The organism is Paraburkholderia sp. BR10141 (assembly GCF_056155635.1).
On sequence record NZ_JBMIQH010000127.1, the window covers coordinates 1 to 865 of the forward strand.

Below are 865 nucleotides of genomic sequence, written 5' to 3' on the forward strand. Positions count from 1 at the left end.
GTCGGGTAGCAGCAGCGCATTACTGCGCCACCGCCCCCTGAGAACCGGACGGGCGAGTCACCCCGCATCCGGCTCAAGCCATTCTTCAGCACCATGTTGTGGCACCGAACAACTTGACAGAACGCTTCGCAGTTCGACGGCGAGCGAAGTACGTGGTCCACACCGGATCAAACGGATTAGCCAGTCCCCGGACCTTGACGTGTCTCGTAATCGGGATCGTCATTGCGCGGAAGAGCCGAAACCCGCTGGCGCTGCCATCAGCGGGGCCCTTCGTAGCAAAGTCCCAGGACCGGTGCCCATCGACCCGGAAGTACCGGTTCCTCACCCACCGTGCTCCTTTCGTGGGATGCCGACGCCTGGCCCATTTCCAGAGCCGTTGCCAGATGTGCGAGTCTATCGATAAGAAGCTCGCTTTCGCCACGACGTGACGGTGATACATCGTCCATCCCCGGATAACCGGGTTGAGTTTCTGGATCAACGCCTCCTGCGTGACGCTCGCGTTCCCTTTTATGATTTCCCTGACCTTGTCGAGGAGCGATTTGACGCTCTTCTTTGCCGGCTTGATCAGCAGCTTGCCGTCGTACTTGCGCACGTTCTGGCCAAGGAAATCGAAACCCTCCGCAATGTTCGTGATCCTGGTCTTCTCTTCCGAGAGTTCCAGACCTCGAGCAGCCATAAACTGCCTGACCGCCGGAAGCACCTTGCATTCGAGCACTTCTTTCGACACGCCGGTGACAATAAAGTCATCGGCATAGCGGACGACGTTGAGTTGGGCGTTGCTGCGAGCAAGTTTGGACGTTCCCACGCTTGCATAGACTGCTGCCTCAAGCCCATCCAACGCCATATTCGCGATCACCGGCGAGAT

Annotated in this window: 1 protein-coding gene; it reads right to left on the reverse strand. The window is 58.4% G+C overall.

Annotation, left to right across the window (positions count from 1 at the left end):
* Positions 1–85: 85 nt before the first annotated feature.
* Positions 86–865, reverse strand: a 780-nt coding sequence (locus ACOJB8_RS41130; RefSeq protein ID WP_475017986.1) for a group II intron maturase-specific domain-containing protein, incomplete at its 5' end; no start/stop codon positions are given.